Source organism: Dactylosporangium sucinum, from assembly GCF_014647515.1.
GTDB lineage: Bacteria > Actinomycetota > Actinomycetes > Mycobacteriales > Micromonosporaceae > Dactylosporangium > Dactylosporangium sucinum.
Genome location: NZ_BMPI01000034.1, coordinates 1 through 18530 on the forward strand (window position 1 = coordinate 1; position 18530 = coordinate 18530).

Here is an 18530-nt window from a genome sequence, read left to right on the forward strand (position 1 = left end):
ATCTTCGCCGACGAACCGACCGGCAACCTCGACTCGCGCTCGGGCGCCGAGGTCCTGTCGTTCCTGCGCAACTCGGTCCGCGACTTCGGCCAGACGATCGTCATGGTCACGCACGACCCGAACGCCGCCTCCTACGCCGACCGCGTGGTGTTCCTCGCCGACGGCCACATCGTCGACGAGCTCTACGCGCCGACCGCCGACGCGGTGCTCGACCGGCTCAAGCGGCTCGACAAGGTTGAGGCCTGAGCCATGCTGCGTGCCACGATCAAGAGCCTGCTGTCCCGCAAGCTGCGGCTCACCCTGTCCGCGCTGGCCGTCGTGCTGGGCGTGATGTTCGTGTCCGGCGCGTTCGTGCTCACCGACACGCTGGGCCGCTCCTTCGACAACCTCTTCAAGTCCGTCTTCGAGAACACCGGCGTCCAGGTGACCGCGAAGCCCAAGGTCCAGGCCGGCGAGTTCGACGGCCCGGAGTCCGCGTCCACCATCCCGGCCGCGACGCTCGACAAGGTCAAGGCCGTCTCCGGCGTGGCCAGCGCGACCGGCGTCGCCTCCTCCGACGGCGCGCGGGTCGTCGGCAAGAACGGCAAGGTCGTCACCACCTTCGGCCCGCCGCGCATCGGGCAGAACTGGGTCGGCACGTCCGACCTGCTGCAGCTGCGCGAGGGCCGCGGCCCGGCCGCCGACGACGAGATCGCGGTCAACGCCACCACGGCGAAGGCGGCGGGCATCAAGGTCGGCGACGAGGTCAGCGTGCTGACCCTCCAGCCGGGGGCCAAGAAGTTCAAGCTGGTCGGCATCTTCGGGTACAGCGGCGACCGGGACTCGCTCGGGGGAGCCCTGGAGGTCTCGTTCACCACGCCGGTGGCCCAGGAGCTGATGCTCGGCGAGAAGGACGTCTTCAGCAGCATCGACGTCAAGGCGGCGCCGGGCGTCACCAACGACCAGCTCCGCGACAGCATCGCGGCGGCACTCGGCGACGGCTACGTCGCCAAGACCGGCAAGCAGCTGCAGGACGAGACGGTCGACGGCTTCAAGCAGGGCCTCGGCTTCTTCAACAACATCCTCATCGGCTTCGCCGGGGTGGCGCTGTTCGTCGGCACGTTCCTGATCCTCAACACCTTCTCGATCATCGTGGCGCAGCGCACCCGCGAGCTGGCGCTCATGCGGGCCCTCGGCGGCAGCCGCGGGCAGACGCTGGGCTCGGTGCTCATCGAGGCGGTCGCGATCGGCCTCATCGCGTCGGTCCTCGGCCTGGCCGCCGGCATCGGCGTCGGCGTCCTGCTGGCCTGGGTGTTCGGCAACGTCAGCGGGGTGGCCCTGGCCAGCATCGGCGTGCCGGCGACCGCGGTGATCAGCGCGTTCGTGGTGGGTCTGCTGGTGACGGTGGTGGCGGCGGTACTGCCGGCGCTGCGGGCCGGCCGCATCCCCCCGATCGCGGCCCTGCAGGAGGTGGCGACGCCGGACCGGCCGCTCACCAAGCTCACGGTCAGCGGCGCGCTCGTCGGCGCGGCCGGCGGCACCCTGCTGGGCATCGGCCTGTCGGGCAACGGCGGCGACAACACGCTCTGGCTGATCCTCGGCGGCGTGCTGGTGTCGTTCATCGGCGTCGCGCTGCTCACCCCGCTGCTGGCCCGCCCGGTGGTGTCGCTGCTCGGCCGGCTGTTCTCCTGGTCGGTGCCGGGCAAGCTGGGCCGGCTCAACTCGGGCCGCAACCCGCGGCGCACCGCGATCACCGCGGCCGCGCTCATGGTCGGCCTGGCCCTCATCACCGGCGTCAACGTCATCCTCAACTCGGCGAAGTCCAGCCTGAGCCAGCAGGCGGACAAGCAGGTCACCGTCGACCTGATCATCTCCGGCGACGGCGACAGCACCGGCCCGGCCCGCTTCGACCCGAAGGTGATGGACGAGGCGGCCAAGCTGCCGGGCGTGGCCAGCGTGGCGAGCGAGTACTGGGACTACGGCACCGTCAACGGCGAGAACCGCGGCATCTCGGCCTCGACCGACATCGCGGCCTACGCCGGGATGTTCAAGCTGACGGCAGCCTCCGGCGAGCTGCGCTGGACCGGGCCCGACCAGGCCGTCATCGACGAGCAGAGCGCCAAGGACCGCAACCTCAAGCTCGGGGACACGGTCGACGTCCAGTTCACGCGCGGCGAGGTCCACAAGATCAAGATCATCGGGGTGTACCACAAGAGCGACGTCGCGGGCGGCATGCTCGTCTCCGGCGACGTGGTGAAGGACTTCCGCAGCCCGCAGCCCTCCTGGGGCTTCATCCGGGCCGCCGCGGGCGCCTCGGTCGCCGACATCCAGCGCGAGGTCGACCGGCTGCTGGCGGACAACCCGGAGGTCTCGGTGGCCAACCGCGCCGAGTTCGTGGCGGCGCAGTCGGCCCAGTTCGACCAGCTGCTCACGATGATCCAGGTCCTGCTGGCCCTGGCGATCCTCATCGCGGTGCTGGGCATCATCAACACGCTGGCGCTGTCGGTGCTGGAGCGGACCCGCGAGCTGGGCCTGCTGCGCGCCATCGGCATGCGCCGCGCCCAGACGATGCGCATGGTCACGGTCGAGGCGGTGGTCATCTCGGTCTTCGGCGCGCTGCTCGGCCTGGGCGTGGGCACCGGCCTCGGCGCCGCGGTGGTCAGGGCCCTGCGCGACGAGGGCTTCTCGAAGCTGGCCTTCCCGTGGTCGCAGATGGCGACGTACCTCCTGCTGGCCGCCCTGGTCGGCGTGATCGCCGCGGTGCTGCCGTCGATCCGCGCCGCGCGGGTCAACGTCCTGCAGGCCATCGCGCACGACTGACCCTCCCCCTGGGGTCGAGCGGCCCCCCGACCGGTGCGGCGGTCGGGGGGCCGTTCGGCGTCCGGGACCCGGCTCACCGGTCCGCCCCCACGTCCCGCGGGCCCGGGTCCCTGGTCCGGGCGGCGACGGGCTGGCAGGTGGCGTAGGCGCGGATGATGGCGGGTCGCTGGTGCGGATGGCTGTTGCTGAGCGCCTCCTTCAGCCCGGCCAGCCAGACCAGGCGCGAGACCAGCAGCGCGGTGGTGCTGACGACGGCGGTCAGCAGGCTGCCGATGAGCCAGCAGAGCATGCCGGACCCCTTTCCCGATGCGAACCGATGAGCCCAGGAAAGCCGTCCGGCCCGTTGTCCGGCGAACCTCTCGGACGGATCGCGGACAGTGGTTGCGCATGGTCGGTCACCGGACGGTGACCTATGGTGTCCACGTGTCGAGCGACAGCGGTCAGCCGAGCCCGGATCCGGTTGCGGCGTTCGCCGACCGGCTGCGGCATTGGCAGGTGCAGTGCGGCAACCCGTCGGTCCGGGACCTCGAGCGGCTCACCAGACAGGCTGAGCGGCCCTATGCGCGCGGCACCATCCAGGACAAGCTGAGCGGGCGCACGGCGGCCACCCAGTGGGAGTTCGTCGAGGCATTCGTCCGGGCCTGCGCGCTCCACGCCGGCCGCCCCGCCGACGTCGACCTCGCGCCATGGCGGACGTGGCATCGGCAGCTGCTCGAGCAGCTCGCGGCCCGCCGGGCCGGCCAGCGTACCGCGCTCAACGCGGCCCGGTCGCTGCAGAACCCGGCCCCACGGCCACGGTGGAGTCCACGGCAGCGGCAGGCGTTCGCGAACGTGTGGCGGGCGTTCCTGCTCGTCGACCGGTTCAACCGGCACGGCATCGCCGACGCCATCCACTCGGGAACGGTGGATCCGAGCAGGTGGACGGTGATCTTCGACGCGCAGGCGGTGGTGAGCACCGAGCGGCTGGACCTGCCCGCCGACATGTACGACCTGGCCGACCGCGCGCTGCGCGAACTGGAGACCAACGTCAATGCGCTGCTCGACGACCTGCGCCGGCTGGTGGCGCTTCGCGAGCAGGGCGGCGACCCCAACACACCCGAGCGCCTCGACGGCGTGCGCGGCCGGCTTGCGGGCGTCATCTCGGCGTTCGACGCCAGGCTGACCGAGATGCACCAGGCGTACTCCGAGGCCGGCCACGCCGGGCTCGACGAGTGAGGCCCGCGTGCCGCAGGTGACGGCGCAGCCGGCGGCGAGGAGGAGGTCGAGGGGGCCGGGCCCCGGTCGCCGGGCCCCGGCCACCACCTGCGCCGCCGATGAACATCCCGACGCATTCGCCCACCCGGTCGGCGCGTTTCGCGGGAACTCGCGCAGTTGCAACTATCAATGCGCACCCATCGACCGCTATTGCTGCGATTCTGACCGGACGGACCGTGGTGCCGTAGACTCGTTCCGTGGCGGGATCGATCGGCGGACGGTTCGTTCCGCCACCAGAGCGGCCGTGAGCCCGGCGATCCGGCACGTGGCGTCCGCCGAGGTCCCGCGCGCCCTGGATTCGGTTCGCCGGTTGTATGCCGACGCATTTGCGGAGGACCCGTACAACGAAACCGTGGAAGACGCGAACCGCTTCGCCGAGCGCTTGGCCGAGCACGCCGGCCGCGCGGGATTCGACCTCGTGGTGGCCGAGAACGGCGGCGTCGCCGGCTTCGCATACGGATTCACGTTCGGCGCCTCCGATTGGTGGACGAATGCGCACATGCTCCCGCCGGAGGCCGCCGGCCGGGCGAAGTTCGCCGTCATGGAGTTCGCCGTGCGGCCCGGCGACCGGCACCACGGCATCGGCTCGGCCCTGATGCGGTCGCTGCTGACCGGTCGGCGCGAGACCGTCGCGACGCTGTGCGTGGACCCGCGGGCCACGGTCAAGGGCCTGTACCTGCGGTGGGGATGGCGCCACGTCACGGTCCGCCGGTCCTCGGCCGGGCAGGTCATGGACGTGATGCTGCGCCGGGCCGGCACCGGCGGGCTGAACCCGTGACGGCCGGGGCATCCGCCGACGGCCGGGCCATCGCCGCCAACGGCGCGATCGTGGCCATGGCCGCGTGCGAGCTGCCCGGCGGGCGGCTCGCGCTGGTCACCGCCGGCGAGGACCGCACGATCCGGCTGTGGGACGCGGCGACCGACTCCCCGATCGGCACGCTGAGCACCCGCCCCGGCCGGGTGCTGGCCGTGACGCCGTACCGGACCGCGGACGACCGGCCGGCCATCGCCGCCGCCACCGACGACGGCGGCTTCGTCCGCATCGACGTCGAGAGCGACCTGCCGATCGGGACGCCCGTGCGCGGGCACACCGGCGGCGGGGTCCGGGCGATGGCGGTGTACCGCACGGCGTCCGGCCGCACCGCGATCGCGACCACCGGCGACGACGGGATGATCCGCCGCTGGGACGCGGAGACCGGCGCCGAGGTCGGCGCCCCGGTGCGCGGCCACACCGGCGGCATCCGGGCGATCGCCTCCTACCGGACGGTGACCGGAGCTCCGGGGCTGGTCACGGCCGGCATCGACGGCACGGTCCGGCGCTGGGACGCGGAGTCCGGGTCGCCGATCGGGGAGCCGCTCGCCGGTCACACCGGCATGGTGCGCACGGTGACGGCCTTCGAGTTCCAGGACGGCCGCCGGGTCCTGGCCAGCGGTGGCGCCGACGCGACGATCCGGATCTGGGACGCCGCGAGCGGCGCGGCGCTCGCCACGCTCGCCGGGCACTCCGACTGGGTCACGGCCGTCATGGCGTACGACGGACCCGGCGGGCGGCCGATGCTCGCCAGCGTCGGCACCGACGGGGTGCTCCGCCGCTGGGATCCGCAGCAGGCGGCAGAGGTCTCGCCACCGGGCCGGCACGCCGACCGGCTGCTGACCCTGACCTGCTACCAGTCTCCCGAGGGCGTCGTCCTGGCGTACGGCGGCGACGCGGGCACGATCCACCGCGTCGAGGCGGCGACGGGCACCGCGCTCGGCGCGGTGAACGCCGGTCACGCGGGCCGGGTGCGCGCGATGACGCTCGTGACCGCCGACGGCCGGCCGACGATCATCACCGCGGGCAGCGACGGCACGGTCCGGCGCTGGCGGGCACCCAACGCCACGGCGGACGGGACGCCCATCGTCACCGACGGCGGGCCGGTGCTGGCGCTCAACGCCTACACCGATGCCGACGGTCAGGCGCTCGCGACCGGCGGCGGCGACGGGCTGATCCGGCTGTGGCGCCTGCGGTCGGGTGAGCGCATCGGGCGGCCGCTCGCCGGGCACCGTGGCCGGGTGCTCGGCATCGCGACCTACCCCGGGGACGACGGCGCCGCCTGCCTGGCCAGCGTGGGCGACGACGGCCGGCTCCGGCGGTGGCACCCGGGCACGGGTCGTGCGGCCGGCGAACCGGTTGCGGCGCACGACACCCGCGTGCGCTGCGTGACCGCCTACACGGACCTGTCCGGCCGGGCGTGCCTCGCGACCGGCGGCGACGACGGCACGGTCCGGCGGTGGCTCGCGGCGACCGGTGCGCCGATCGGTGAGCCCCTCGCCGGCCACGTCGGCGGCGTCACCGCGCTCGCCGGCCTGACGATGCTGGACGGGCGGCCGGCGCTCGCGGCCGGCTGCGGCGACGGACGCGTGCTGCGGTGGGACCTCGACCAGGGAGTCGCCGCCGGCGACCCGATCGAGGCCCACACCGGCCAGGTGATCGCGGTCGCCGGCTACGTGACCCTGGACGGGCGGCCGGCGGTCGTCACCGGCGGCGACGACCGAGCGGTGCGCCGCTTCGACGCGACCACCGGCGGCCGGATCGGCGGCCCGCTCATCGGCCACGCCGAGCGCATCACCGGCGTCGGCGTCCTGCACCTGGGCGGCGGCACCAGCACCGTGGTGGCCTCCGTCGGCTCCGACGGCTCGATGCTGCTCTGGGACGCCGTCACCGAGCAGGTGCTCCGCCGGGTCTTCGTCCAGCCGATCCGGCTGCACGGGCTCGCCGACCGGCGCGCGTCCCGCGACCTGCTCGGCCGGGCCGCGCTCACCGAGGAGCTCGCCCGGTTGCTCAGCTGGCACGGCGAGAGCGACGGCCCGGACGCGGAGCCCGGGCCGAGCGTCGTCAGCATCGAAGGGCCGTGGGGCACCGGCAAGACCACGATCATGAACCTGGTCCGGGAGCGCGTCGCCGCCGCGGTGCCGCCGCCGGGCCGGCGCCGGGCGCTCTCCACCCACCGGGCGCTGCAACTGCTGCGCACCGACGAGGCCACCACGGACCCGCCGCCGCCGGCCGCCCACCGCGGCTCGGTCACCGGCTGGTTCAACCCCTGGGTCCACCAGTCGAGCGACCAGGTCTGGGCCGGCCTGGCCCACGCGGTCACCGAGGCGGTCCGGCCGGTCCTGTTCCCCGACGCGGCGAGCCAGCAGCGGTACTGGCTGACCCGCAACCGGCGGCGCGTCGACCGGTACCGGCTCCGCCGGCAGCTGCGCTGGCGCGCGTTGTCGCCGTTCTTCGCGCTGGCGAGCCTGGTCGCGGTCAGCACCGCCCTCTTCAAGCTGGCCGACGTCGGCGCACACACGTTCGGCCGGATCGGCGGCGTCCGGGTGACGCCGGGCTGGCTGGCCTTCGCCATCGCCGCCCTGCTCGTGCTCGCCGGCCTGGCCGACACGGCGCGACGGTACTTCGGACCGGCGTCCGCGGTCATGCCCACCGGCCTGCTCGCCGGCCCGGTGCTCACGGACGCCGACGGGACGCCGACCGGTGTCGAGGCCCGCCGCGACCCGCTGTACGAGGCCCGGTCCGGCTACCTCTACCTGATCCAGCACGACGTCGTGCAGATGCTCACCGACCTGCGGGCCGCCGGCTACGACCTGGTGCTGTTCATCGACGACCTCGACCGCTGCGGCGCGGCGACCACGGCCGAGGTCTTCGAGGCGGTCACGCTGTTCCTGTCCGGCACCACCGAGGTGCACGCCAGGTTCGTCATCGGCATCGACCCGGCGGTGGTCGCGGCGCACCTCGACAAGGTGTACCGCGACCTGGGATCGACCGAGGCGGTGCTGCACGGCGAGGATCCGAGCCCCGGCTGGGCCTTCCTGCGCAAGGTGGTCCAGCTTCCGGTCAGCGTCCCGATGGTGCAGCCGCCGGCGGTCGACCAGTTCGTCGCCGGGGTGCTGGCCGTGCCGCTGGCCTCCGTCTCGCCGGTCGCCCCGGGCCCGGCCGGTGCGCCGGCCAACCGGACCGCGCCCGCCCGGCCGTCCTCCGGCCCGCCGGCGGCGGCCGCCGCCACCCGCAGCGGCGCGGTGGAGAACCAGCCCGAGGTGCTCGCGATCATCCGCGAGCGCATCGCCGAACAGCCGGAGCGCTCCGCCCGCGAGGCGAAGCGCATGCTCAACGTCTGGCAGCTGTACCAGCGGCTGCTCGACAGCACCGATCCCGTCTACGACGACGACGGCGTGGTCGCCCGGGCCTGCAACCTGGTCGTCCTGGCCGAGATCGTGACCCGCTGGCCCGCGCTGCAGCGCCGCCTGAACGCGCCGCTCGGCGACCGGCGGGTCCTGCAGATCCTCGCCGAGGCGGCGGACGACGACGGCCGGTGGGACGAGGCGCTCGCGACCGCGCGGCTGGCCGGCGACGACGCGGACCGGCAACGCCTGCGCGCGCTCGACCGCCTGCGCGAGCTACTGCGCCGCTACGACGGCGAGGCGATCGCCGCGCTCGCGGCCCGGGTGCTCTGACGTCGGGCCGCCCGGCTTCATCGGCTCCTTGTCGGCCCACAGCAGCGCGTGCGCGATGCTGGCCCGGCCGCTCGACGCGAGCCGGCCGGCCCGGGCCGCATGCGGATACTCGCGCTCGAGCGCGGCGGCCGCGGCCACGAACCCGCTCGGCATGAGGTCCGTCTCCGGCTGGTAGAGCAGGTCGTCGGAGAGGTGGATGGGCAGCGGCGCGAGGCCCAACCGCTGCGCCAGCAGGGACGAGAACTGGTAGTGCTCGAGACCGCCGGAGTAGTCACAGCCCGCCCAGTGCCCCCAGGCGGTGAAGTCGAGCAGGTCGTCGGCGAGCACCCGCGGAATCAGGCGGTTCGCCGTCCCGAGCTCGGCGACTCGGGTGGGGTCCACCGTGTGCTCGAGCCGGCACTCGGCGCACTCGGCCCGGGCCGCACCGGCGGGACGGTCGCGCCAGACGAGCCGGAGCCGGCGGCCGCACAGGCAGCGCAGCCAGAAGGGTGCCAGCAACTGGCCCGCCGCCGTGCCGCCGTGGAACGCGTGGCCGGACCATTCCGGGGAGGCATCGACCGTGTCCGCAACCTTGACGATGTCCGGCCACTCCGACCAGATCGCGGCGAAATGCGCACCCATGAGGCGGATCGCCCGGTGACCCGGCACAAACATCGTCGAATAGCCGAGGTCGAGGTTCATGAGGCGGCTCAGGACGATGGCCGTGTACTCCGAGCGGGATCTCGCCTGGCCGGCGGCGAACGCCAGGTGACCGGCGATCCGGTCGAGCCGCTGGTGCAGCAGGTCCCTGGACAGCGCGAGGTTCGGGTGCGCCTTCCGCAGCGCCGCGTGGTCATGATCGAGGCGGAGGTCGAGCCGGCCGACCAGGTCGACCGCGGTCGTCTCGGTCTCCGTGAACATGAAGACGTCGTGGACGTGGCGCATCGCCGGCAGCGAGAGCGCGATCGAGCCGTCGCGGCTGGTCGGGCTGGGCAGCAGCGCGTGCCGGTAGCGGCGGTCGGTGTTGATGTCGTAGTCGATGAGCGTGAACATGTGGACCGCGGGCAGCCGGTCGGCGCTGCCGCACAACCGGCGCAGCCGGTCGGCCATCACCGCCTGGCCGACGATGTTCGACGACGCGAGGTAGTTCGGCTGATGCGCGGTGCGGATCACCGCGGCGCCGGCCCGATACCTCCGGTGCTCGTCCGCGACCGCTTCGGTCAGCGTGCCCGCGCGCCGGTGGAATTCGCGCGAGATCCGCAGAATTCTGGCGCGGTCGAGTTGCGGTCCCCAGCGCTCCTGGACCACGGCGGCCCCCGGAACGTGCGGCGCAAATTCGGCGAGTGGCATCCGGTCGAGCCAGGGCACACTCGCGATCCGACGAGTTGCGCGCGCAGCGGCCACCATTGGGGCTGCGCGCTCGGTCGTCTGCACGTGCACCAGGCTATCCCCTCAGCATGTGATTACACTTCGAAGTCGGGCTAGCGACGATTCACCCTGCATCACCGGAGGGCGGCGCACACCTCCGCGGTGATGCGAGCGGGGTCCTCGGCCGACCAGATCATCCGGCCGACGCAGACACCGTTGGCCCCGGCCGACGCGCAGGCCTTCGCCCAGCGCGCCAGGCCCGCCGGTCCCCCGTCGGCCGGCGCGCCCTGGGCCAGCATCGGCCGGTATGACCAATCCCGGATCACGCCGACCGTGTCCGGGTCGGCGTCGTACGCCACCACCACGTCGGCGCCCAGCTCGCAGGCCATGCGGACGGCCGCGCACCGGTGTTCGAGGCGCAGCGCGGCCGGGGTGCCGGGCGGGTCGACGCTGATCGCCGAGACGACCAGGTAGAGCCCGGCGGCCGCACACTCGGCGGCGGCGCGGGCCACCACGCGCAGCGACGCCAGCTCGCCGGCCGCGCCCAGCACGAGGTTGACCGCGGCGCCGCGGGCACCGGCCCGTGCCGCGTCCGCGGGGCGGTAGAACAGCTCCCAGTCCGGCCAGTCCGGCCAGTTGTCGCCGTACCGGTACGTCTGGTTGCCATCGAGGCGTACAACGAGGTCGCAGCCGTCCGCGTCGCTGCCGCCGGACAGGCGCCGGCACAGCCCGTAGTTCACCACCAGGCCGGCGGGCCCGCTGCGGCGCACCGCGCGGGCGACGGCCTCGATCGGTGCGAGGCCGGGCAACGGCCCGAGCGGTGCGTGATCCATCGCGACCAGGACGCCCGGGTCGGCCAGCATGGCGACAGGGTACTCAGTCAGGGCCCACGACCAGCAAGGTAATAATGACGGTGAGCACGACGACGAGCACCAGGACGCCGACGAGCACGACCGGCCGGTGCAGCAGCCCGCCCGGCGCCGCACGCCCTGTCTTGTCCGGCGGCCGGTGCCGGACCTTGATCTCGTCCAGTGCCTCGTCGAGGTCGCGGTCCAGGCTGGAGATCTTGGCCGACAGCGACGTGATCTGGGTCCCCTGCTCGCGCACCTGGTCCGCGAAGAAGCGGATCTGCCGCCCGATGTCCTTGGTCAGGTCGGCGTACTCCTCGACGAGGTCCATCGCCTCGATCGCGGCCGCGTACGGCAGCCGGACGGTGGTCTCGAGCCGGTGGGTCTGCGCGACGGCGGCGGCGGCCATGAGCGTCACGTTGAGCGGGTCCTCGACCTCGGTGCACTGCCGCATCAGCCACTCGGTTCCCCGCCGGGCCGGGGATTCCTCCCGCCCGCCCGCCGGCGCGAGCGCGAGGACGACCTGCGAGGTGCAGTACTGGGTGATGTGCGGGTCGGCGTTGCCGGGCACCCAGCACCCCTGTCCGGCCTGCGCCTGGGTCAGCCAGAGCTCGGCACGGTGGGTGATGTCGGGCCACAGGTCGTACGAGCCGACGGAGTTCAGCCCGATGATCGCCCACGCGGTGTGCCACTCCGCCGGGGCGCGCGCCGTCCCGTCGCCGGAGTCGGCGGCGAACCGGCCCGACTCGTCGTCCCACCAGGTCCGCAGCTGGTCCAGCACCTTCTGGGCCGCGTCGATGTCGCCGAAGCGGTTGAACACCTCGAGCGCCGCGCCCAGGAACCCCGGACCGAACCAGAACGAGCGCCGGTCGGGCCACTCGTGGTCGACGCAGTCGCGCAGGTAGCCCAGCGCCTTGCGGACCTGCTCGCGGTCCTCCCCGATGCCGCAGAGGTCGAGCGCGCTGAGCACCCGGCAGGTGTCCCAGGCGTCCTCGCCCCAGGTGCCGTCCTTGTGCTGCCGGGTCAGCAGCCAGTCGGCGGCGCGCCGCACCCGCTTCGCCGGGCCCGGCTGGGCGGTGGCCTCCCCCTCGGCGGGATACAGGACGTTCAGCCGGTACAGCAGGTCGATGGTCTGCGCGGTGTAGCAGGGCTTCAGGCGGGGATACTGGTCCGAGCCCCACGAGCCGTCCGGATGCTGCGAGGCCACCGCGCGGGTGACGACCCGGATCGCCTCGACCTCGCTGGTCGGGCCGGCCGCCGCGACCAGCTGGGCCGACACCCGCCGGCCACGTTGGTCGTACACCTCGATGCGCTGCCCGACCGCCGCGGGCAGCGCCGGGTCGGACGGCATGATCTCCCCCTGCGCACTGCCCACCGCAACTCCTCACCCAACAGCGTCCACCCTACCCATTGACGCTGGTCATCGCCGGCCGCACGCGCAGACACGCTGCGGGTCGGGCGGTGTGGCCGCCTGCCCGCCGAGTATCACAGCGCCGGACGCGGAATGCGTTCCGCCGGACGGCGCGAACGGCCGGCGGCGGGCGGTCAGCGGCGGTCGCCGGGCGGGATGAGGATGCGGGTCGTGGGGGCGCCGGCCAGGGCGGGCGCCCGGCCGGGGTCGGACCACACGGCCGTGCGCAGGAAGGCGAGGAACTCCTCGGCGGCGCGGACGTCCGTGAAGTCGAGGTCGACGCAGACGTACCGCTCGTCGTCCACCGGGCGCAGGACGCGGTACTGCTGGACGCCCGCCCGGTCGCGGGCGGGCGCGAACGAGTCGAACGCGCGCCGCCAGGTCTCGTAGTCGGTGATCGGGTGCTCGATGCGGAGCGTGGTCATGCCGCCGACGCTACGGACCGGCGGGGCGGACGCCGTATCCCAGACATCTGGGGTTCTACCGTGAGGGTGTGGTCGACACGGCGGCACTGGAGCGGATCCGGCGGATCGCGGACGCCGCGACCGACTCGCGGGCGCTGCGGTCGGCCGCGCTCGCCGAGATCGGCCGCGTCGTGCCCTTCGCCGCCTACGTCTGGCCGCTGACCGACCCGGAGACGTCGGTGGCGACGGCTCCGCTGGCCGCGATCCCGCCGGCGCTCATGCCCGGCCTGCCGCGGCTCATCCGGCTCAAGTACCTCACCGCGGTCAACCGCTGGACCGGCCTTTCCGGCGCCGCTCGCCTCGAGGTACCCGAACAGAGCCTGTTCTGGCGGGAGCTGCTGCGCGACCAGGGCGTCACCGACGTCGCCTCGGCGGTGTTGCGGGACCGGTACGGCTGCTGGGCGTTCCTGGACCTGTGGCGGTGCGGCGGCACGTTCACCCGGGACGAGCTGGCCTTCCTCGACGAGGTCGCCGCGCTGCTGACCGAGCCGATCCGCCGGTGCGAGGCGGCCACGTTCAGCGCCACGACCGCGGCCCGCGACCCCGCCCCCGTGGTGCTGCTCCTCGACCCGGACCTGCGCGTGCTCGGCCAGACCTCGCCGACGCGGGAGTACCTGGCCCGGCTGCTGCCGCCGCCCGCGGACCTCGAACCCGTCCCGGCCGCGGCCTACAACGTCGCCGCGCAGCTCGTCGCGGTCGAGGAGGGCGTCGACGGGCAGCCGCCGACGGCCCGCGTGCACCTCGCCGGCGGGCGCTGGCTCACCCTGCGGGCGGCCCGGATCGGCGCGGACGCCCAGATCGCCGTCACGGTGGCGGACAGCTCGCCCGCCGACCGCACGGCGGTGTTCGCCCGCGCCTGCGGGCTCGCCGCGCGTGAGGCGGAGCTGCTGCAGCACCTGACGACCGGCGCCGACACCCGCACGGTCGCCGCCCGCATGTTCCTGAGCGAGCACACGGTCCAGGACCACCTGAAGTCCATCTTCGCGAAGACGGGCACCCGCAGCCGCCGCGTGCTGCTGTCCCGCGCCGCCGGCACCGCCTGACGGCTACGGCACGAGCTTGCGCAGGTAGTCGACGTCCACGTCGAGCAGCGAGCCGACCAGCGTGACGCCCTCCGGGTCGAGGTCGACCTCGCACGGGACGGCCAGGACCGCGCAGCCGGCGGCCCGCGCGCTCTGCAGGCCGTTCGGGGAGTCCTCGACCGCCACGCACCGGGTGGGTTCGGCGCCGACCAGGGTCGCCGCGGTCAGGTACGGCAGCGGGTGGGGCTTCGTCTCGTCGACCTCGTCGCCCGCGACCACGGCGTCGAAGTTGTCGGCGCCGATCGTCACCAACGCCACGTCCACCAGGTGGCGGTGGGTTGCCGTGACCAGCGCCAGCGGTACACCTGCGGCCCGAAGCTCGGCCAGGAGCTCCCGCGCGCCGGGGCGCCAGACCAGGCCGTCGCGGAAGAGGTGCTTCACGCGGTCCTCCAGCCAGACCACGCTCGCGTCCGTGTCGGCGCGGCCCGTCGGCAGGCCAAGGTCGGTGTGCAGGATGCGCATCGAGTCGGTCATGTTGGTGCCGACCATCGCCTTGCGGGCCGCCTCGGAGAGGGTGGCGCCGTGGTGGGCGGCCAACTCGGTCAGGCCGACCGACCAGACCTTCTCGCTGTCGACCAGGGTTCCGTCCATGTCGAAGAGCACCGCCTGCAGACCCACACCACGGATCCTGCCAAGCCGGGCGGCGGATCCCGGCACCTTCGTGCGCAACGTCACGACCGGCCGGGACTTCTGGTCCTGACCCGGCCCGAGGAAATATGACCGGAAATATCTGACTTATCACAGCTTGGTAGCTCACGAACTGGTAAGCCTGGCCTTGTAGGTTTGCACGGAATGTGAGGTACTAGGTGCTGACTGTAGTCTTGCGTGCGGTGTCCGCAATGATCCTGACCACCGTGGCGGGGGGCGTGCTCACCGGCGCCCCGGCCCAGGCCGCCGGCCACGAGCAGCACGACAAGCAGCACCGGCGCGCCGCGCACGGTACGAAAGTCGCCCACAGGAAGAAAGCCACGCACGGCAAGAAAGCCACGCACGGCAAGAAGACCGCGGACGTCAAGAAGACCGCCGACACCACGAGGACCGCGGACACCGCGACGACCGCGGACACCACGAAGGCCGCCGACGCCACGAAGACGGCCGACCAGAAGACGAACGGCCGCACGGCGCACGCCGCGCGCGGCCCCGAGACGATCAGCCCCGGCACGCTGCCGGACGCGATCCAGGGCGAGCCGTACAACGTCGGCCTGACGAGCTCGACCGCCCTGCCGCCCGTGTCGTTCTCCATCATCAGCGGCGCACTGCCGAGCGGCATGATCATCAGCCCGACCGGGCTCCTCAACGGCGTCCCGGCGGCCTCCGGCACGTTCGACTTCACCGTGCAGGCCTGGGGTTTCGTCGGCGGCACCGAGTCCCGCCCGTACACGCTGCAGGTCAACCCGGCCGGCCCGACCATCACCACCACGACGCTGGCCGACGCCACCCTGAACACGGCGTACAGCGCGACGATCGCGGTCACGGGCGGCGCCACGCCGTACACGTACGCGGTGAGCGCCGGCAGCCTGCCGGCCGGCCTGACCCTCGACCCGTCGACCGGCGCCCTGGCCGGCATCCCGACCGGCGTCGGCGGGTCGAGCTTCACGGTGGAGGTCACCGACGCGAGCTCCGCCACCGACACCCAGGCGCTCACGCTCGACGTCGTCCCGCCGCCGCTGACCGTCACCACGACGAGCGCACCGGCCGGCGTGAAGGACACCGCGTACTCGGCCACGCTGGCCGCGACCGGCGGCACCGGCGCGTACACCTGGGCGGTCACCGCCGGCGCCCTGCCGGCCGGGCTGAGCCTCGACCCGGCCACCGGCGCGATCACCGGCACACCGACCGTGACCGGCTCGGAGAACCTCACCGTGGAGGTCACCGACGCGTCGTCCGCCACCGACACGCAGGCGTTGACGATCGCCGTCACCGCGCAGGCGCTGGCGGTGACCACCGCGTCGCTCACGGCCGGCACGGCCGGCAGCGGCTACGCCGGCACGCTCGCGGTCGACGGCGGGACCGGCCCGTACACGTGGACGGTGCACGCCGGCAGCCTGCCCGCCGGGCTGCTGCTCAACCCGGTGACGGGCGCGCTCACCGGCACGCCGGCCACGCCGGGCACCAGCCAGTTCACCGTGCGGGCCACCGACGCGAACGCGACCACGGCCGACAGGGCGCTCTCGCTCGGCGTGGCCACCGCGGCGCCGGCCAACGTCCAGGCCGTCGCCGGGATCAGCACGCTCACGGTGAGCTGGGACCCGGCCGCCGGCGCGACCGGGTACACGGCCATCGCCACACCCGGCCCGGCGACCTGCACCACGACCACGGCGACCACCTGCGTCCTCGGCGGCGTCGCCGGGACCGCCTACACCGTCATCGTCGTCGCGCGCAGCGGCGGGCCCGACTCGGCCGGCTCGGCGCCGTCGAGCCCGGTCACGGTCGCCGCGCCGGTGCCGTCGACGGAGCCGCCCGCGACCAACCTGACCCTGACCACGACCCGGGGCGACGTCGACTCGGCCGCGCCCGGATCGCGGATCGTCGTGGTCGGCTCCGGCTTCGCCGCGTTCTCCACGGTGCAGGTCAACGTGTACTCCGAGCCGCGCCCGCTCGGCTCGGTCACCACCGACGGCAGCGGCGCCTTCAGCCTCTCCGTCACCGTGCCCAGGGCGCTGGCCGCCGGCCGGCACACGATCGTCGCGCTCGGATCGGCCCCCGACGGCACCGCCCGTGCCATGAAGCTCAACGTGAACGTCGCGAGCACCGGCTCGCTCGCGGTGACAGGCGTCAACACGGCCGGCCTGGCGGGGACCGCCCTGCTCAGCATCGCGCTCGGCACGGCGCTGCTCGCCCTCGGCCGGGTCCGCCGCGGGCTGCGCACCCGGCTGCTACCGGCCGGATGCGCGCACAACTTCTAGGAACCGCTCGGGCGTGAGACTGCCCGGCGGGGTACCGCGGCGCGCCGCCTCCACCACGAGGCGGCGCGCCGTCTCGTTGGCCGGGGCGGGCACGCCGTGCAGCCGGCCCAGGAGCACGATCTCGCCGTTGAGGTAGTCGGCCTCGACGGTGCCGGTGCCGCGCGCCAGGCTCTGCCACGACGAGCCGCCGTCGCGCCGCGACCGCAGCTGCAGGATGTCGCCGCGCCGCTCGGCGTCCTCCGCGGCCGACACGAACGGGATCCCGGCGGCGCGCAGCACGGCCTCGCCCTCCTCCCGCAGGGGCCGGACCGCCTCGTCGAGGCCGTCGACGTGCCCGCACAGCGCCTCCACGGCGTTGCCGAGATTCATGATGAGCTTGCGGTACTTCCACCGCATCACGTCGGCCCGCGGCTGCGAGTGGAAGCCGGCCTTGCGCAGGCCCTCCGACAGGGACGCGACGGTGTCGTCGAGCCCGCCCGGATACCGGCCGAGGTCGAGGATGCCGGGCACCGGCGCGCACTGCGCCTCCACCACCCCGGGCGCGAGATGGGCGGACGGCAGCATGACGCACACGCTGTACACCCGGGGAAAACGCCGCAACGCGAGCCGCTCGTTGACGACCCCGTTCTGCAGGCACACCACGGGGCCGTCGAACTCCAGCCGCCGGAGGGCGTCCTCGGTGTCCATGCTCTTCATCCCGAGTACCACGACGTCGCCCGGCCGCCGGTCGACCTCGGCCGGGTCGCCGTAACTTTCCAGCCGGTGCACCGTGTCGCCGCCCGGCTGGCGCAGCGTGAGCCCGTCGCGGCGGATCGCGTCGAGGTGCGCGCCGCGGGCCACGACGGCGACCTCCTGCCCCGACCCGGCCAGCCGCCCGGCCACCACGCCCCCGACCGCACCGGCCCCGTAGATGATCCATCGCACGGTCCGACCGTAACGCACGGCACACGAATTCTATTGACATCAATGCCGTCGGTCTCGGACCGTTGGCTGAATGCGTTTAGCCGGGGGAAGCGTTGTTCATGGAGTACAGCACGGTCGTCGTCGGCACTGACGGTTCCGAGGCATCGCTGATGGCGGTGGAGCGCGCGGCGACCCACCTGGCGCCCGACGCCCTGCTGATCGTCGTGTGCGCGTACTGCCCCGCGGGCCACGACTTCGACGGCGGGCTCGGTCTGCGCGCGGCGCAGGAGGCGGTGCGGTCGGCGGTCGCGCGGGTCGTGGCCGCGGGGGCGCCCGAGCCGCAGACGGAGCTGGTCGAGGGCTCGCCGCACCAGGCGCTGCTGTCGGTCGCGGAGGCCCAGTCGGCGGACCTGATCGTCCTGGCCAACCATGGGCTGGGGTCGGCGGCGGGGGCCGGGCTGGGCTCGGTCCCGTCGATCGTCACCCATCGAGCCGGTTGCGACGTGCTGATCGTCCGCGCCCCGGCCTAGGCCCTGCCCGACTTGCCCTCCCGGTCTCGGCCCGCCGCCTGCTCCAGCCACTCGAGCATCGATGGCGGTAACCGGAATGTGGCCGGCCTCACGATGGGCACGTCGCGCTCGTCGACCTGCACCATCGGCTCCATGGCAGGCCGGGCCGCGGTCACCAGTGCGCTGGTGTCGTTGGCCAGGAACCAGTCGCCGATCTCTTCCTTCGTCATGGCGCTGAAATCCGGCAGTTCACTCATCACGATCCCTCCCGAGCCAAGCCTCAAACTCGGTGCCGCTCATCGGCTTCGCCCGCGCGACCCGCCACACGAAGGAGTCGTCCTGCCGGAACAGCAGCACGCCGACGGCGCGGTGTCCTGCTGTCACGGAGTAGACCGCGAGCACGTCCTGGTCGATGCGAACGCGGAACTGGTCGTGCAGTGGTGCCTCCAGTGCCTCGGCCACCTCGGCGATGCTCACGCCGAGGAGTCTCGCAGGCGGTTCGCCGGACGCCGGCAT

At 73.6% G+C, this 18530-nt stretch carries 16 protein-coding genes and 1 pseudogene; 8 read left to right on the forward strand and 9 right to left on the reverse strand.

What is annotated here, in order from left to right; all coding sequences use genetic code 11:
* Both IEZ31_RS30360 and IEZ31_RS30365 read left to right on the forward strand, forming a co-directional pair.
* Window positions 1–246, forward strand: a pseudogene (locus IEZ31_RS30360) (ABC transporter ATP-binding protein); the annotation flags it as partial.
* A 3-nt stretch (window positions 247–249) separates the two neighbouring features.
* Window positions 250–2799: an ABC transporter permease gene (locus IEZ31_RS30365; RefSeq protein WP_190253445.1), complete on the forward strand. Its 2550-nt coding sequence runs from the start codon at window positions 250–252 to the stop codon at window positions 2797–2799.
* A 73-nt stretch (window positions 2800–2872) separates the two neighbouring features.
* On the opposite strand, the gene IEZ31_RS30370 is transcribed toward IEZ31_RS30365, so the two are convergent.
* Window positions 2873–3088 carry a hypothetical protein gene (locus tag IEZ31_RS30370; protein WP_190253446.1) on the reverse strand — a complete coding sequence of 72 codons (216 nt, stop codon included), beginning with the start codon at window positions 3086–3088 and terminating at the stop codon, window positions 2873–2875.
* A gap of 134 nt (window positions 3089–3222) precedes the next feature.
* Between IEZ31_RS30370 and IEZ31_RS30375 the strand changes: the two genes are divergently transcribed.
* The 3 genes from IEZ31_RS30375 to IEZ31_RS30385 all read left to right on the forward strand — a co-directional run bounded on the left by IEZ31_RS30375 (window position 3223) and on the right by IEZ31_RS30385 (window position 8544).
* A complete protein-coding gene (locus IEZ31_RS30375) occupies window positions 3223–4014 on the forward strand; it encodes a hypothetical protein (protein WP_190253447.1) in 792 nt (263 codons plus the stop codon).
* Between the two features lie 304 nt (window positions 4015–4318).
* Window positions 4319–4831 carry a GNAT family N-acetyltransferase gene (locus IEZ31_RS30380; protein WP_268241701.1) on the forward strand — a complete coding sequence of 171 codons (513 nt, stop codon included), beginning with the start codon at window positions 4319–4321 and terminating at the stop codon, window positions 4829–4831.
* Window positions 4828–8544, forward strand: coding sequence for a P-loop NTPase fold protein (locus tag IEZ31_RS30385; protein ID WP_190253449.1), 3717 nt, complete (start codon window positions 4828–4830; stop codon window positions 8542–8544). Before IEZ31_RS30380 ends, IEZ31_RS30385 begins: the two co-directional genes overlap by 4 nt.
* Here IEZ31_RS30385 and IEZ31_RS30390 read toward each other — a convergent pair.
* From IEZ31_RS30390 to IEZ31_RS30405, 4 genes are all read right to left on the reverse strand, one after another.
* Entirely contained in the window at window positions 8488–9873 is a 1386-nt protein-coding gene (locus tag IEZ31_RS30390; RefSeq protein WP_190253450.1) for a hypothetical protein, read from the reverse strand. The genes IEZ31_RS30385 and IEZ31_RS30390 overlap by 57 nt on opposite strands.
* A 152-nt stretch (window positions 9874–10025) precedes the next feature.
* A complete protein-coding gene (locus IEZ31_RS30395; protein ID WP_190253451.1) occupies window positions 10026–10754 on the reverse strand; it encodes a hypothetical protein in 729 nt (242 codons plus the stop codon).
* A 13-nt stretch (window positions 10755–10767) separates the two neighbouring features.
* Window positions 10768–12114 (reverse strand): prenyltransferase/squalene oxidase repeat-containing protein, encoded by a 1347-nt coding sequence (locus tag IEZ31_RS30400; RefSeq protein ID WP_190253452.1) that lies wholly within the window; start codon window positions 12112–12114, stop codon window positions 10768–10770.
* A 170-nt stretch (window positions 12115–12284) separates the two neighbouring features.
* Window positions 12285–12575, reverse strand: coding sequence for a hypothetical protein (locus tag IEZ31_RS30405; protein WP_190253453.1), 291 nt, complete (start codon window positions 12573–12575; stop codon window positions 12285–12287).
* A 68-nt stretch (window positions 12576–12643) separates the two neighbouring features.
* On the opposite strand from IEZ31_RS30405, the gene IEZ31_RS30410 reads away from it, so the two are divergent.
* Window positions 12644–13657, forward strand: coding sequence for a helix-turn-helix transcriptional regulator (locus IEZ31_RS30410; protein ID WP_190253454.1), 1014 nt, complete (start codon window positions 12644–12646; stop codon window positions 13655–13657).
* 3 nt (window positions 13658–13660) lie between these two features.
* Here the strand turns inward: IEZ31_RS30410 and IEZ31_RS30415 are convergent, their stop codons facing one another.
* Entirely contained in the window at window positions 13661–14299 is a 639-nt protein-coding gene (locus IEZ31_RS30415; RefSeq protein WP_190253530.1) for an HAD family hydrolase, read from the reverse strand.
* 236 nt (window positions 14300–14535) lie between these two features.
* On the opposite strand from IEZ31_RS30415, the gene IEZ31_RS30420 reads away from it, so the two are divergent.
* A complete protein-coding gene (locus IEZ31_RS30420; RefSeq protein WP_190253455.1) occupies window positions 14536–16602 on the forward strand; it encodes an Ig domain-containing protein in 2067 nt (688 codons plus the stop codon).
* Here the strand turns inward: IEZ31_RS30420 and IEZ31_RS30425 are convergent.
* The gene (locus IEZ31_RS30425; protein ID WP_190253456.1) at window positions 16573–17526 is read right to left on the reverse strand and encodes a ketopantoate reductase family protein; all 954 of its coding nucleotides are present in this window, start codon (window positions 17524–17526) and stop codon (window positions 16573–16575) included. The genes IEZ31_RS30420 and IEZ31_RS30425 overlap by 30 nt on opposite strands.
* A gap of 98 nt (window positions 17527–17624) precedes the next feature.
* Here IEZ31_RS30425 and IEZ31_RS30430 point away from each other — a divergent pair, with 98 nt between their 5' ends.
* Entirely contained in the window at window positions 17625–18035 is a 411-nt protein-coding gene (locus tag IEZ31_RS30430) for a universal stress protein (protein ID WP_190253457.1), read from the forward strand.
* On the opposite strand, the gene IEZ31_RS30435 is transcribed toward IEZ31_RS30430, so the two are convergent.
* Both IEZ31_RS30435 and IEZ31_RS30440 read right to left on the reverse strand, forming a co-directional pair.
* Window positions 18032–18274: a hypothetical protein gene (locus IEZ31_RS30435; RefSeq protein WP_190253458.1), complete on the reverse strand. Its 243-nt coding sequence runs from the start codon at window positions 18272–18274 to the stop codon at window positions 18032–18034. The two genes, IEZ31_RS30430 and IEZ31_RS30435, sit on opposite strands and share 4 nt — an antisense overlap.
* A complete protein-coding gene (locus tag IEZ31_RS30440; RefSeq protein WP_190253459.1) occupies window positions 18264–18491 on the reverse strand; it encodes a hypothetical protein in 228 nt (75 codons plus the stop codon). The genes IEZ31_RS30435 and IEZ31_RS30440 overlap by 11 nt, the downstream gene beginning before the upstream one ends.
* Window positions 18492–18530 lie beyond the last annotated feature (39 nt).